The following is a 14,297-nucleotide window of genomic DNA, read 5'->3' on the forward strand; positions in this document are numbered from 1 at the left end:
ACGGTGACACACGAGGACCTCCCTGGGCCGGTGTGAACGCTGTGGTAGCTCCACACCACACCCGGGAGGTCCTCCCATATCAAGACCTCAACCGGCTGCACCAACCTGTCCGAGCAGTACAGCTAGCGCCCGGTCAGCGCAGCGTCGTCAGCAGCGCGTCGGTGAGGTTCGGCGCGAGCTCCGGGTGCTCGACGAGATGGTCCTCGCCGTCGGTGGTGTCGTCGGTGGCGCGCAGGCGCAGCACGCACGCCGCCGTGCCGTCGCGCAGGACCGCGGCCACCAGGCGGGCCTCACGCCGGCGCGGGTGCTCCGCCGCGATCCGCCGCATCGTGTCCGAGTCGCCGGTCGGCAGCGTCGCCTCGGCCTCGGGCGGCAGCACGACGATCTCCTGCGCCAGCGCGCACCCGTGCACGGCGTCCGGCCACATGATGCCGGCGAGCGCCTCGGCGAGATCCTCGCTCGGCAACGCCTCCTGGGCCACCGGGGTCAGCGGCGCCGCCTGGTCGACCTGCCCGGCCAGCTCCGGCTGCCGCTCGACCAGCTCCGCGGTCGGGACCAGGGCGAACAGCTGCGGCGGCTGGTCCCAGCCCGCGGTGGAGACGAAGTCCTCCACCTCGCGGGCGATGGCGGACAGGTGCTGGGCGTGGCTGGCGGGCATGTCGACCATCCTTACCCATCCGGCATTTCGACCCGGAACGGGAACCTGACGGGGCCCGAATAGAGTTGGACATCTAGGACAGCCTTCGGGCCGCCCTGCGGGATGTCGACGACAACGCGACCCAGGAGAGTGCACCGTGGCCACACGGCCCCCGATCGGGATGCCAAAGCTTTCCCGACGAGCCAAGATTCTGCTCAGCATCGCGGGTGCGCTCATCCTCGTGTTGCTCGTCGGAGCCCGGCTCCTCGACACCTATGTCGACTGGCTGTGGTTCGGCGAGGTCGGCTTCCAGTCCGTGTTCACCACGGTGCTGATCACCCGGGTCATCCTGTTCTTCTCGATAGCCCTGCTGGTCGGCGGCCTGTTGGCGCTGAGCCTCACGATCGCCTACCGCGCCAGGCCGGTGTTCGTGCCCGTCTCCGGCGCGGACGACCCGCTCGCGCGGTACCGCTCGACGATCGTGCAGCGGGTGCGGCTGTTCGGCATCGGCATCCCGCTCGCGGTCGGCCTCATCGCGGGCGCCACCGGCCAGTCCGACTGGCAGCCGGTGCAGATGATGCTGCACGGCACCGCGTTCGGCACCACGGATCCCGAGTTCGGCAAGGACATCGGCTTCTACGCCTTCACCCTGCCGTTCATCGGCTGGCTCACCACGTGGCTGTACGTCTCCGTGATCATCGCGCTGATCGGTGCGGTCATCACCCACTACGTGTTCGGCGGCATCCGGTTGGGCACCAAGGGGGAGAACTTCTCGGTGGCGGCCCGCGTCCAGCTGTCGGTCACCGCTGGCGTGTTCGTCGTGATCCTCGCCGTCGACTACTGGTTCGACCGCTACGAGCTGCTCTTCTCCACCCGCAACGAGCTGTTCGACGGCGCCACCTACACCGACCTCAACGCGGTGCTGCCGGCCAAGCTCATCCTGATGTTCATCGCCGGGTTCTGTGCGGTCGCGTTCTTCGTCGGGGCGTTCGTGCGCAACCTGCAGCTGCCCGCGATCGCGATCGTGCTGCTGATCCTGTCCAGCATCCTGGTCGGTTGGGCATGGCCGGCGGTGCTCGAGCAGTTCTCCGTGCGGCCGAACGCGGCGGAGAAGGAAGCCAAGTCGATCGGCCGGAACATCGACGCGACCAAGACCGCCTTCGGCATCACCGACGACAAGGTGGAGAGCCAGGACTACGCCGGCGTCACACAGGCCGAGCCCACGCAGATCCGCGATGACAAGGGCACCATCCCGAACATCCGGCTGCTCGACCCGAGCATCCTGTCCCGCACCTTCACCCAGCGCGAGGGTGGCGAGAACTTCTACGGCTTCCCGGAGAAGCTCGACGTCGACCGCTACGTCGTCGACGGCAAGGAGCAGGACTACGTCGTCGCGGCCCGCGAGCTCGACCCGAACCGGCTGGTCGACAACCAGACGTCGTGGATCAACAAGCACCTCGTCTATACGCACGGAAACGGCTTCGTCGCCGCCCCCGCCAACAAGATCAACCGTGCGCTCGCGGAGGGCGAGTCGAGCGGGGAGGGCGGGTACCCGGTCTTCACCGTGAGCGACCTGGACGCCACCAAGGCCGGCGCCGAGATGGACATCCCGGTCCGCGAGCCGCGCATCTACTACGGCGAACTGGCCACGGACTACGCCATCGTCAACGCACGCGGTGAGTACGACACCGCGAGCGACCAGAACTACCGCTACAAGGGCAAGGGCGGCGTCGCCGTCGACGGCTGGCTCAACCGCATGGTCTTCTTCGCGCACTACGGCGAGCGGAACATCCTCTTCAACGGGGACATCGGCGAGGGCTCGAAGATCATGTACAACCGGGACCCGCGCGAGCGGGTGGCCAAGGTCGCGCCGTGGCTGACCGCGGACGGCGACCCGTACCCGGCGGTGGTCGACGGGCGCATCAAGTGGATCGTCGACGGCTACACGACGCTGGAGAACTTCCCGTACGCGCAGCGGACCGCGCTCGGGGAGGCCACCGCCGACACGCTGAGCGGCGTCGCGCGGCAGGACAACCGCACGATCAGCTACATCCGCAACTCCGTGAAGGCCACCGTCGACGCGTTCGACGGCAGCGTGTCGCTCTACGCCATCGACGAGAAGGATCCGGTCCTCAAGGCGTGGGAGCAGGTCTTCCCGGGCACCGTCAAGCACGGCGAGATCCCCGACGACCTGCGCGCGCACTTCCGGTATCCGGAGGACCTGTTCAAGGTCCAGCGCGAGCTGCTCGCCCAGTACCACGTGGACAACGCCGGCCAGTTCTTCTCGACCCAGACGTTCTGGGACGTGCCACCGGACCCGACGGGCGGCAACAACGAGGGTGCGGCCGCGCCCAACCAGCCGCCGTACTACGTGATGGCGCAGGTCCCCGGGCAGGACAAGCCGACGTTCCAGATCACCAGCGCCATGACGTTGCTGAACCGGCAGTTCCTGGCGGCTTGGGTCTCAGTGTCGTCCGAGCCGGAGGACTACGGGAAGTTCCGGGTGCTCCGACTACCCACCCAGGACCAACCCAAGGGTCCGGTCCAAGTTCAGAACGAGTTCGAGACCACCGATGAGGTGACCGAGAACCGGACGCTGTTTAACAACCCGAACGTCAACGTCAGATACGGCAACCTGTTGACGCTGCCGGTCGCGGACGGCCTGCTCTACGTCGAACCGATCTATATCGAGCAGAAGGACGAGAACGCGTTCCCGCAGCTCGCCCGGGTGCTCGTGTACTTCGGCGGCAAGGTCGGCTTCGCACCGACGGTCGACGAGGCGCTCGACGACGTCTTCGGCGCCGGGACCACCGACCCCACGGATCCGCCGGACGAGGGGCAGCCGCCGTCGTCGGAACCGCCGTCGTCGCAGCCGCCGGACTCCGGTGGTGGGTCTCCTGAGCTGGGCCAGGCCGTGCAGGACATCGCCAGCGCGCTCTCCCGGCTGAAGGAGGCGCGGGCGAACAACGACTTCGCGGCCGAGGGACAGGCGCTGGCCGACCTCGACAAGGCCGCGCAGGCGTACGAGGCCGCTCAGCAGGCCGCGGGCGGCAACGGTGGCAATGGTGGTAACGGCGGGCAGCCCAGCTCGCCGCCATCGTCGGGCAACGGCGGCGGCTGACGCGAAGAAACTCCGACACGACGAGAACGGCCCCCGTAACTCACGGGGGCCGTTCTCGTTGTTCAGGAAGGGGGAGCGATCGCCGGGAGCCGGCATCCGGGCAGGCGTCAGCGCCAATGTTGAAATCGAAACAAATCCTCGCTCGCGCCCGGCGACAGCTGGCCAGGGAGCCGGACTTCTACTGTGGACACTCGGTCCACGTCGGCCGCGAGAGTATGGGTGCTCGGCTCGTCAGCTCTTCTTCGCCCGGCTCCGCCGCTTGACGGGGGCGGAGTTCGTGGCCTTGCTCTTCGGCTTGCTGTCGGCCTGGGCCTGCTTGTACGCCTCGACGACGTGCGAGGGGATTCGGCCCCGGCCGGCGAGCTCGTAGCCGTTCTCGTTGGCCCACTCGCGGACCTGGCCGGCCTCGCTGGCGTTGGCCGACTTGCTACCGGCGGGCCGCGTGCCGCGCCGGACCCGGCCACCGACCCGGCGGGCGGAGTCGACGTACGCGGACAGGCTCTCCCGCAGCCGCTCGGCGTTCGACTCGGTCAGGTCGATCTCGTAGGTGACCCCGTCCAGACCGAAGAGGACTGTCGTGACGTCTACCGAGCTCGTCCCGTCCAGGTCATCGACGAGCTGTACCAAGACTTTCTGTGCCATTCGGGTCGCTCCCTAGGACCACCGCGCACGAGAATCGTGCACACCTGTTGGTATGTGACCGCACAGTAGCAAATTTTCCGTGTGTGTCGGAATCGTGGATGTGTTAATCCGGGGTGTATGCGCGGATGTGCCAAACGCCCGAATCCTGGCGCCGACATGGCGGAGTCCGCAATCCGAATCCGGTGCAACAGTCCAATCCGGATGGTGCTTCGGGTAACGAGTGTGACCACCGTTACCCGATGGCACCCGTGACTGAGTGGAAAAGCGAACGCCCCCTCGACAGGATCTTCGAGGGGGCGTTCGCCGTAGTAGCGGGGACAGGATTCGAACCTGCGACCTCTGGGTTATGAGCCCAGCGAGCTACCGAGCTGCTCCACCCCGCGTTGGTGTGAGGCCAACTATACGCGCGCCTCCAGGGGCCCGCACACCACCCCCCACTTGGCCCCCGGCAAGCCCCGGACCGGCGCATTCGGTGCACGCTGTGACGGTTCCGCCACGTTCCTCACACGGGCCGTTCCGCCGCCCGATGATTCGTCCGGCGAGTGGTCAGGTCCTTACGACTCGCCTCCCTTACGACTCGCCGGAAATGGAAAGGACGTTCGGGTTCGGGTGCGAAGTCGGGCAGCATGGGCGCGTGCGCACGGAACGGGTTCGATCATGGTGGGGCTGGGGTTGGGAGGACGCCGCGATCGGCGAGGCGGAACGCGCCGGGCTCCTCGCGCGACTGCCGCCGCACTGGGTCGCGGACGAGCTGCCGGTGCCACGCGTCGCGGATCTCGAGCTGCGCACGCCTCGGGTGGACGCACCGGAATCCGTCCGTCCCATTTGTACCGTGCATCCGCACGTGCGTGCCGCGCACACGTACGGCAAGGCATACCGCGATGTGATCCGCGCGCTGCGTGGAGACCTCGGTGTCGCGCCGGATGTGGTGGCATACCCGGAAACCGAGGCGCAGATCGTCGAGATCCTCGACTGGGCCGGCGACGCGAACGTCGCGGTGATCCCGTACGGCGGCGGCAGCTCCGTCGTCGGTGGGATCGAGTACCGGGGGGACGTCCACGCCGGAGTGCTCAGCCTCGACCTGACCCGAATGGACCGCGTGCTCGAGGTCGACCGCACCTCCCGCGCGGCGCTGATCCAGGCCGGCGCACTCGGTCCTGTCCTGGAGAGCCAGCTCGCCCCGCACGGCTACACGCTGCGCCATTTCCCCCAGAGCTTCGAGTTCTCGACGCTCGGCGGCTGGCTCGCCACCCGTGCCGGTGGCCACTTCGCCATGCGCCACACGCACATCGACGACTTCGTCGAGGCGTTGCGGGTGGTCAGTCCGAGCGGGATCAGCCAGACCCGCCGGCTGCCGGCGTCCGGGGCGGGACCGTCGCCGGACCGGCTGTTCCTCGGTTCGGAGGGGACTCTCGGCGTGATCACGCAGGCCTGGGTTCGCCTACAGGATCGTCCGGTGCACAAGGCATCCCGCGCCATATCCTTCGGCGACTTCGCCGTCGGGCTGGACGCTGTGCGTGCGATCGCCCAGTCCGGCCTGGATCCGAGCAACTGTCGGCTGCTCGACGAGGCCGAGGCGGCGATCAACGCCGGGCGCGCGGACGGCCGCGCGGTGCTGGTGCTCGGGTTCGAGTCCGCGGACCATCCTGTCGACACCGCACTGGTCCGAGCCCTCGAAATCGCGGCCGAACACGGGGGAAGTGTCGACGCGAAGTCCACTCAGGACTCGGTCGGCGACTGGCGGACCGCGTTCCTGCGAATGCCCTATGTGCGCGACGCACTAGCCCGTTCGGGCGTCATCGTGGAGACGTTCGAGACGGCGTGCACCTGGGATGCCGCGGTGCGGGTGTGCGACGAGATCCGGGACGGCGTGCGTGCCGCGACGGCCGAGATTTGCGGCGAACCAGGGCTGGTTACGGGTCGCGTCACACATGTCTACCCGGATGGAGTAGCGCCGTATTTCACAGTTATCGCGCGCGCTCGGCGCGGCGGCGAAGTCCAGATGTGGGACCAGATAAAGGCTGCGGCGAGCGACATCCTGAGTGGTCTCGGCGCCTCCATCACGCACCACCACGCCGTTGGTCGAGACCATTTGCGCTGGTACGAGGCCCAAAGGCCGGATCCGTACGGCGAGGTACTTCGCGCTGCGAAGCATTCTCTGGACCCCCGGGGCGTCCTGAATCCCGGCGTACTGTTCGCCTAGAAACGGGGCCTGACTGGACATCGCGGGGTCCGTTGCGCCACTGTGGACAGATCCCCGGCCACTGTGGACACCGACGCATCTTCGTGGCACGGTGGAGAGGTGTCTGAACTGAATGCAACCGCCGCCGCCCTATTGGGCCTGCTGCACGAAGGCCCGGCCACCGGCGGACAGCTCGTCGCCGCAGCCCGCGACCGTTTCGGCTCGTTCTTCAGCGTGACGCGGAGCCAGGTCTACCGCGAGCTGCCGGCACTGGCCGATGCGGGCCTGGTCCGACTCGGCAAGCAGGGTCCCCGCTCCAGCCAGCAGTACCTGGTGACGGCCGCCGGCAAGAAGGCGTTCAAGCAGTGGCTCGGCAGCGAGCCCGGCCCGGATCACCTTCGCAGCCCGTTGATCCTGCGCCTCGTCCACGCGAACGCGTTGACCATTCGGCAGCGCTCGGCACTGATCGAGTCCGCCCGGAGGGTCTACGCCGAGGAACAGGACGCGGCAAAGGCCGCGGTCAAGTCGGCGGACGATCCGTACGCCAAGGCCGTCGCGGAGTTCGGGGTCGCTCGGGCCCGGGCCGTGCTGAAGCTGCTGGACTCGATCCCCGCGTCCTGACCTGGTCCTCTGATACGCCGACGCCCGGGTTCACGTAGGCTTTTCGGTCGTGAACCCGGACGTCGCAGCAGACCTATCGGATTTGTCCGACACCCTCGCCAATGTGGAGGCGGTGACGGACCTGGTCGCGCTGCGCTCGCAGATCGCCGAGCTCGAGCAGCAGGCCGCCCGGCCGGACCTGTGGGACGACCCGGAGTCGGCGCAGCAGGTGACGAGCCAGCTCTCCCACAAGCAGAGCGAGCTACGCCGCATCGAGGAGCTGCGCCAGCGTCTCGACGACCTCGCGGTGCTCTACGAGCTCGCCGAGGAGGAAGGCGCGGCCGAGGAGACGGCCGAGGCCGACGAGGAGCGCGAGAAGCTCCGCTCCGACATCGCCTCCCTCGAGGTGCGCACGCTGCTTTCCGGGGAGTACGACGAGCGGGACGCGCTCATCACCATCCGCTCGGAGGCCGGCGGAGTGGACGCCGCCGACTGGGCCGAGATGCTGATGCGCATGTACCTGCGCTGGGCCGAGCGCCACGGCTTTCCCGTCGAGGTCTACGACACCTCTTATGCGGAGGAGGCCGGCATCAAGTCGGCCACGTTCAAGGTCGCCGCGCCTTACGCCTACGGCACCCTCTCGGTCGAGCAGGGCACCCACCGGCTCGTGCGCATCTCGCCGTTCGACAACCAGGGCCGCCGGCAGACCTCGTTCGCCGGCGTCGAGGTGCTGCCCTTCGTCCAGGCGGTCGACCACGTCGACATTCCGGAGAAGGACATCCGCATCGACGTGTTCCGCTCCTCGGGTCCCGGCGGGCAAAGCGTCAACACGACCGACTCCGCGGTGCGCATCACCCATCTGCCGACCGGCATCGTCGTCTCCTGTCAGAACGAGAAGTCGCAGATCCAGAACCGGGCCGCGGCCATGCGGGTGCTCCAGGTCAAGCTGCTCGAACGCAAGCGCCAGGAGGAGCGGGCCGAGATGGACGCGCTCAAGGGCGACGGCGGCTCGAGCTGGGGCAACCAGATGCGCTCCTACGTGCTGCACCCGTACCAGATGGTCAAGGACCTGCGCACGGACTTCGAGGTCGGCAACCCGGGCAACGTCCTCGACGGCGACATCGACGGCTTCATCGAGGCCGGCATCCGGTGGCGGCGCCAGCAAGCCGCCTAGGTCCTGTCCTGTAAATGACAGGTCTAGCTGCGATGCGGTTGGATCTTGGTCATGGTGGTTCGGGTTGACTGACCGATCGGGCGTGGGCGGTGATCGAGCCGTTGTTGCCGCCGGTGTCGAGTGGTGGTCGACGTTGACGTGATCACCGCCAGGTGATCAACGCGATCTTGTGGAAGCTGCGCGCTGGCGCTCCGTGGCGTGACCTGCCGGAGCGGCGTGGGCCGTGGAAGACCGCGCATGAGCGGTTGCGTTGACAGCGCCGGCCAGACCACGCCGTTAGACCGCTTGGCCTAGACCACGTCCGCCCGACCGCGTCGTGGCTGGCCGCCGTCGGCCGGCCACGGAGAGTGCCGTTGAGCGCGCGGAACGTGCCGCTCGTCGCCAGGGGATGCCAAGGCAACGGCTCGGTAACGGGCGGAGGTAGACTCGCGCCTCGTGATCCGGCTCGAACACGTATCCAAGGTGTACAAGACCTCCACGCGACCCGCTCTAGAGAACGTGACGGTCGACGTGGACAAGGGTGAGTTCGTCTTCCTCATCGGCGCGTCCGGCTCCGGGAAGTCGACCTTCCTGCGCCTGCTCCTGCGTGAGGAGGTGCCCACCAAGGGCCGGGTGTACGTGGCCAACTTCGACGTCGCCCGCATGGCCCGGCGCCGGGTTCCCCGCCTGCGCCAGTCCATCGGCTGTGTCTTCCAGGACTTCCGGCTGCTGACCAACAAGACGGTCGCGGAGAACGTGGCGTTCGCCCTTGAGGTCATCGGCAAGCCGCGCAACACCATCCGCAAGGTGGTGCCCGAAGTGCTCGAGCTGGTCGGCCTGGACGGCAAGTCGAACCGCATGCCGCACGAGCTCTCCGGCGGCGAGCAGCAGCGGGTGGCGATCGCGCGGGCGTTCGTCAACCGGCCGCTGATGCTGCTGGCCGACGAGCCGACCGGAAACCTGGACCCGGACACCAGCCAGGACATCATGTTGTTGCTGGAGCGGATCAACCGCACCGGCACGACGGTCCTGATGGCCACGCACGACCACTCGATCGTCGACTCGATGCGCCGGCGCGTCGTCGAGCTCGACCTCGGCCAGGTCGTCCGCGACGACTCACGCGGCGTATACGGCGTCGGCCGCTAGGCTTCCGTCCGCCCCCGACCCCGACGAGGACAACTTCCACAGATGCGTGCCAGCTTCGTGTTCAGTGAGGTCCTGACCGGCCTCCGGCGAAACGTGACGATGACCGTCGCGATGATCCTCACCACGATGATCTCGCTCGCCCTGCTGGGCGGTGGCCTCCTGGTCGTGCGGATGATCGACAAGACCCAGGCGGTCTACGAGGACAAGCTCGAGGTCAACGTCTACCTGACGAACGACATCAGCGCGAATGACAAGGACTGCCAAGAGGATCCGTGCAAGGGCCTGCGCACGGACCTGGAGAGCAACCCGGCGATCGAGACCGTCGAGTACGAGAACCGCGACGAGGCCTACAAGCGGTTCAAGGAGATCTTCGAGTCGCAGCCCGAGCTGGTGAAGCTCGCGCGGCCGGAGGCGCTGCCGGCGTCGTTCAACGTCAAGCTGCTCGACCCGGACCGGCCGGAAGTGATCGTCCAGTCCTACTCCGGACGGGTCGGGGTGGACTCCATCGCCGACCAGAGCGAGTTCCTCCAACGGTTCTTCGACGCGCTCAACGGGGTCCGGAACCTGACCTTCGCGATCGCGCTGATCCAGGCCGTGGCGGCGCTGCTGCTGATCTCCAACACGGTCCAGGTGTCGGCGTTCACCCGGCGAACCGAGGTCGGGATCATGCGGCTGGTCGGCGCCACCCGCTGGTATACCCAGCTGCCATTCCTGTTGGAAGCGGTGGTCGCCGGCGTCGTCGGTGCGATCCTGGCGATCTTGCTACTGACCGGGGCGAAACTCTGGTTCCTCGACGGAGTACTCGAAGGACCATTCGCGGCGGGTGTGGTCAGACCGATCGACGGGCTGGACATCCTGCTGACCGCGCCATGGCTGCTGCTCACCGCGATCGGGATCTCCGCGGTCACCGGCTACGTGACGCTGCGCCTGTACGTGCGGCAATAAGCGGGTGCGCGGCCACGTAGAGTGGTCGACATGTCCAAGGAGCGCGGCCACAAGGTAATCGCGTCGAACCGCAAGGCGCGGCACGACTACACGATCCTGGACACGTACGAGGCCGGGATCGCGCTGATGGGCACCGAGGTGAAGTCGCTGCGCGAGGGGCGGGCGTCCCTTGTGGACTCCTTCGCCACGGTGGACGACGGCGAGGTGTGGCTGCGCAACCTGCACATCCCTGAGTACGTGCTGGGCACGTGGACCAACCACACGCCGCGCCGGACCCGCAAGCTGCTGCTGCACAAGGGCGAGATCCTGCGGCTCATCGGCAAGACGAAGGAGAGCGGTCTGTCGCTGGTGCCGCTGTCGATGTACTTCAAGGACGGCAAGGTCAAGGTCGAGCTGGCGCTCGCGAAGGGCAAGAAGTCCTACGACAAGCGCCAGTCGCTGGCCAAGCGGGACGCGGAGCGGGAGATCGCCAAGGCGCACGGGCGGGCGCTCAAAGGTCGCTGGTGAAGGACGGCGAGGTACCGGCCTTCCTGGCCGCGCACGGGCTGCCCGGGCTCGTCGACCTCCACACGCACATCCTGCCCGAGCAAGTCGAGCGCAAGGTGTGGGCGTACTTCGACCGGGCGGCGCAGGCGTACGGCACCGAATGGCCGATCCGCTACCGGGTTCCGGTGGCCGACCGGCTCCGCGTTCTCGACGAGCTCGGCGTGCGGACGTTCGCGCCGCTGGTCTACCCGCACAAGCCGGGCATGGCGGAGTGGCTGAACGACTGGGTATTCGACTTCGCCGCGCGCACGCCGGGCGCCGTGCCGACCGCGACGCTCTACCCGGAGCCCGGCGTCGCCGACTACCTCGCGAAGGCGCTCGCCGCCGGGGCCCGGTGCGTGAAGTCCCATGTGCAGGTCGGCCGGTACGACCCGCGGGCGCCGGAGCTCGACGAGGCGTGGGGCCTGCTCGCCGAGGCCGGCGTGCCCGTCGTGGTGCACTGCGGCAACGGGCCGACGCCCGGCGAGTTCACCGGGCTCGACGTGTTCGAGCAGGTCCTGGTCCGACACCCGCGGCTGGTAGCGGTGCTGGCCCACGCCGGCGCGCCCGACTACGCGGACGCGGTGGACCTGGTCGAGCGGTACCCGAGGGTGCACGTCGACACCACGATGGTCGGCGTCCCGTTCAACGACGCCGACACCCGGCTGCCGGCCGACTGGGCCGCGCGGCTCGCCGGCGTGGCCGACCGGGTCGCGCTGGGCACCGACTTCCCGAACATCCCTTACGACTACGCCGTGCAGATCGAGGCCATCGCGTCGTGGGCCGCGGCCGACGACCGGCTCGGCGACGAGTTCCTGCGCGCCGTGCTGTGGCACACGCCGGCCCGCCTGCTTCGGTTGGTGGGCTCCGCTCACAGCGAACACGCTGCGGAAACATCCTGACCGATTTCCGGGTTGAGCTAGTCAGACTCAACTTTGGAGGGTGGTCTCATGGCAGAGTCGTTGACGCTCCCGGTGCTGCCGCTGGACGACACGGTGCTGCTGCCGGGCATGGTGGTGCCGATCCGACTCGGCGGCACCGACGGGGCAGACGTCCGCGCCGCGGTGGAGGCCGCGCAGGCGGTCGCCGGTTCGGGCGAGCAGCCGCGGGTGGTGATGGTGCCGCGGCTGGAGGGCAAGTACGCCCGGGTCGGGGCGCTCGGCGTGGTCGAGCAGGTGGGCCGGCTGCCCGGCGGCGACCTCGCCGCCGTGGTGCGCGGCACCGAGCGGGTGCGCATCGGCGCGGGCACGACCGGGCCGGGCGCGGCGCTGTGGGTGCAGGTCGACGTGGCGGTCGAGCCGCCGGTGTCCGACCGGACCCGCGAGCTCGCGAAGGAGTACAAGTCACTGGTCATCACCATGCTGCAGCAGCGTGGCGCGTGGCAGATGGTCGACTCGGTGCAGCAGGAGGACGACCCGTCCACGCTCGCCGACATGGCGGGGTACGCGCCGTACCTCTCCGATGAGCAGAAGGTGTGGCTGCTCGAGACGGCCGACGTCACCGAGCGACTGGAGAAGCTGCTCGAGTGGGGCCGCGAGCACCTGGCCGAGCTCGACGTCGCGGAGACGATCCGCAAGGACGTCAAGGAAGGTATGGAGCGCCAGCAGCGGGAGTTCCTGCTGCGCCAGCAGCTGTCCGCGATCCGCAAGGAGCTCGCGGAGCTGGACGGCAAGCCGGAGTCGGAGGAGCAGGACTACCGGGCGCGCGTCGAGGCGGCGGACCTGCCGGAGAAGGTGCACGAGGCCGCGATGTCCGAAGTGGACAAACTGGAGCGGACCTCCGAGCAGTCGCCCGAGGTGGGCTGGATCCGCACCTGGCTGGACACCGTGCTCGAGCTGCCGTGGAACACGCGGACCGGCGACGCCTACGACATCGTCGGCGCGCGGGAGATCCTCGACGCCGACCACTCCGGGCTCGACGACGTGAAGGACCGGATCATCGAGTACCTCGCCGTGCGCAAGCGGCGCGACGAGCGGGGTCTCGGTGTGGTCGGTGGCCGGCGCAGCGGTGCCGTGCTGGCACTCGCCGGGCCGCCCGGGGTCGGCAAGACGTCGCTCGGCGAGTCGGTGGCGCGGGCGATGGGCCGGAAGTTCGTGCGGGTGGCGCTGGGCGGCATTCGCGACGAGGCGGAGATCCGCGGACACCGGCGCACCTACGTCGGCGCGCTGCCGGGCCGGATCGTGCGGGCCATCTCCGAAGCCGGTTCGATGAACCCGGTCGTGCTGCTGGACGAGATCGACAAGGTCGGCGCGGACTACCGGGGCGACCCGACCGCGGCGCTGCTCGAGGTGCTCGACCCGGCGCAGAACCACACGTTCCGCGACCACTACCTCGAGGTCGAGCTGGACCTGTCCGACGTGGTGTTCCTGGCGACCGCGAACGTGATCGAGTCGATCCCCGCGCCGCTGCTGGACCGCATGGAGCTGGTCCGGCTCGACGGCTACACCGAGGAGGAGAAGGTCACGATCGCGCGGGACCACCTGCTGCCGCGCCAGCTGGAGCGGGCCGGCCTGTCGCCCGACGAGGTCTCGCTGTCCGACGACGCGCTGCGGCTGATGGCGGGGGAGTACACCCGCGAGGCCGGCGTGCGTCAGCTGGAGCGGTCGATCGCGCGGGTGCTGCGGAAGGTCACGGCGCGACTCGCGCTCGACTCGGTGGAACTGCCGCTGTCGCTGGACATCGGCGACCTGCGCGACTACCTGGGCCAGCCGAAGCACACGCCGGAGTCGGCGGAGCGGACGGCCGTGCCGGGTGTCGCGACGGGCCTCGCGGTCACCGGAGCCGGTGGGGACGTGCTGTTCGTGGAGGCGTCGGTGGCGCCGTCGTCGTCGGGTGCGTCCGGGGTGACGCTGACCGGCCAGCTGGGCGACGTGATGAAGGAGTCGGCGCAGATCGCGCTGTCGTACCTGCGCTCGCACGGTTCCGCGCTCGGCGTGCCGGTGGAGTCGCTGTCCTCGCAAGGGGTGCACGTGCACGTCCCGGCCGGCGCGGTGCCGAAGGACGGGCCGTCGGCGGGCGTCACGATGACCACGGCGCTCGCGTCGCTGCTGTCCGGCCGCCCGGTCCGCGCCGACGTGGCGATGACCGGCGAGGTCTCGCTGACCGGCCGGGTCCTGCCCATCGGCGGCGTGAAGCAGAAGCTGCTGGCCGCGCACCGGGCCGGCATCACGACGATCGTGCTGCCGAAGCGCAACGAGCCGGACCTGGAGGACGTGCCTTCGTCAGTCCTCGAGGATCTGGACGTGCATCTGACCTCGGACGTGCGCGAGGTCCTGGCCGTGGCACTGGCCCCGGCCCCGACGGCCGCGACCGTGGCCGCCTGACCCCCGACCGAGCCGACGCCCCC

The 14,297-nt window shown here is 68.9% G+C and carries 11 protein-coding genes, 1 tRNA gene and 1 pseudogene; 10 read left to right on the forward strand and 3 right to left on the reverse strand.

All coding sequences use genetic code 11. The features are described from left to right. Positions 1–133: 133 nt before the first annotated feature. Positions 134–658 carry a PPA1309 family protein gene (locus ACRDSK_RS24600; RefSeq protein ID WP_431443611.1) on the reverse strand — a complete coding sequence of 175 codons (525 nt, stop codon included), beginning with the start codon at positions 656–658 and terminating at the stop codon, positions 134–136. Positions 659–794: 136 nt separating this feature from the next. On the opposite strand from ACRDSK_RS24600, the gene ACRDSK_RS24605 reads away from it, so the two are divergent. After that, complete coding sequence (locus tag ACRDSK_RS24605; RefSeq protein ID WP_431443612.1) at positions 795–3,758, forward strand: UPF0182 family protein; 2,964 nt, start codon at positions 795–797, stop codon at positions 3,756–3,758. 231 nt (positions 3,759–3,989) lie between these two features. Here ACRDSK_RS24605 and ACRDSK_RS24610 read toward each other — a convergent pair whose 3' ends face one another. Together ACRDSK_RS24610 and ACRDSK_RS24615 are read right to left on the reverse strand one after the other, a co-directional pair. Beyond that, the gene (locus ACRDSK_RS24610; RefSeq protein ID WP_431443613.1) at positions 3,990–4,400 is read right to left on the reverse strand and encodes a histone-like nucleoid-structuring protein Lsr2; all 411 of its coding nucleotides are present in this window, start codon (positions 4,398–4,400) and stop codon (positions 3,990–3,992) included. 309 nt (positions 4,401–4,709) lie between these two features. Then, a tRNA-Met gene (locus ACRDSK_RS24615) sits at positions 4,710–4,783 on the reverse strand. A gap of 251 nt (positions 4,784–5,034) precedes the next feature. Between ACRDSK_RS24615 and ACRDSK_RS24620 the strand changes: the two genes are divergently transcribed. From ACRDSK_RS24620 to lon, 9 genes and pseudogenes are all read left to right on the forward strand, one after another. Next, positions 5,035–6,603: an FAD-binding oxidoreductase gene (locus ACRDSK_RS24620; RefSeq protein ID WP_431443614.1), complete on the forward strand. Its 1,569-nt coding sequence runs from the start codon at positions 5,035–5,037 to the stop codon at positions 6,601–6,603. A 99-nt stretch (positions 6,604–6,702) separates the two neighbouring features. Beyond that, on the forward strand, positions 6,703–7,203 hold the full coding sequence (locus tag ACRDSK_RS24625) for a PadR family transcriptional regulator (protein ID WP_431443615.1): 501 nt from the start codon (positions 6,703–6,705) through the stop codon (positions 7,201–7,203). Between the two features lie 49 nt (positions 7,204–7,252). Then, entirely contained in the window at positions 7,253–8,356 is a 1,104-nt protein-coding gene (gene prfB, locus ACRDSK_RS24630; RefSeq protein ID WP_431443616.1) for a peptide chain release factor 2, read from the forward strand. Positions 8,357–8,448: 92 nt separating this feature from the next. Continuing rightward, a pseudogene (locus tag ACRDSK_RS24635) lies at positions 8,449–8,607 on the forward strand (transposase); the annotation flags it as partial. A 184-nt stretch (positions 8,608–8,791) separates the two neighbouring features. Further along, positions 8,792–9,481: a cell division ATP-binding protein FtsE gene (ftsE, locus tag ACRDSK_RS24640; RefSeq protein ID WP_431443617.1), complete on the forward strand. Its 690-nt coding sequence runs from the start codon at positions 8,792–8,794 to the stop codon at positions 9,479–9,481. A 42-nt stretch (positions 9,482–9,523) separates the two neighbouring features. Continuing rightward, positions 9,524–10,426, forward strand: coding sequence for a permease-like cell division protein FtsX (gene ftsX / locus ACRDSK_RS24645; protein WP_431443618.1), 903 nt, complete (start codon positions 9,524–9,526; stop codon positions 10,424–10,426). Positions 10,427–10,456: 30 nt separating this feature from the next. After that, complete coding sequence (gene smpB / locus ACRDSK_RS24650) at positions 10,457–10,933, forward strand: SsrA-binding protein SmpB (RefSeq protein ID WP_431443619.1); 477 nt, start codon at positions 10,457–10,459, stop codon at positions 10,931–10,933. Beyond that, a complete protein-coding gene (locus ACRDSK_RS24655) occupies positions 10,930–11,853 on the forward strand; it encodes an amidohydrolase family protein (RefSeq protein ID WP_431443620.1) in 924 nt (307 codons plus the stop codon). Before smpB ends, ACRDSK_RS24655 begins: the two co-directional genes overlap by 4 nt. Positions 11,854–11,901: 48 nt before the next feature. Then, positions 11,902–14,274 (forward strand): endopeptidase La, encoded by a 2,373-nt coding sequence (lon, locus tag ACRDSK_RS24660; protein WP_431443621.1) that lies wholly within the window; start codon positions 11,902–11,904, stop codon positions 14,272–14,274. Positions 14,275–14,297: the final 23 nt, after the last annotated feature.

The sequence above is a fragment of the Actinophytocola sp. genome (genome assembly GCF_050699915.1).
GTDB lineage: Bacteria > Actinomycetota > Actinomycetes > Mycobacteriales > Pseudonocardiaceae > Actinophytocola.